The organism is Photorhabdus sp. RM71S (genome assembly GCF_042879355.1).
Classification (GTDB): Bacteria; Pseudomonadota; Gammaproteobacteria; order Enterobacterales; family Enterobacteriaceae; genus Photorhabdus; species Photorhabdus kayaii.
Genome location: NZ_JBHFKV010000215.1, coordinates 1 through 411 on the forward strand (window position 1 = coordinate 1; position 411 = coordinate 411).

General features: G+C 54.5%; 1 protein-coding gene. It reads left to right on the forward strand.

Annotated features, from left to right (window positions below; translation table 11 throughout):
* The coding region (locus ACGF5R_RS24580) for a contractile injection system protein, VgrG/Pvc8 family (RefSeq protein ID WP_387693264.1) at positions 1-411 on the forward strand (411 nt) is incomplete at both ends.

Below are 411 nucleotides of genomic sequence, written 5' to 3' on the forward strand. Positions count from 1 at the left end.
GTGTTTGAAAGTTACGGACGTTTCCAGTGGGACGAGGAAGGAAAACCTTTTACCCAATTGCGGCTGGAACAGTTACGAAACTACAGCAAAGTCGGCACTGCCAAAACTAACTGTATCCGGCTTCGTCCGGGCAAAATTTTTACCCTGCAATCCCATCCAATAGAGGCCATGAACGACCGCTGGCAGGTGATCTCGGTCACGCATTATGGGCAGCAACCTGTCGCGTCAAACGACGGGGGCGAAGGGACGACACTGACAAACGAGGTCGCCTTTATTCCAGGCCATCAGGACTGGCGGCCACCTTATCGCTACAAACCCCTGGCGGACGGTGATGAAGTCGCCACGGTGGTCGGGGTGGGAAGCGAAGAGATTTATGTGAACGAACACGGCGCGATCCGGATCCATTTCCAC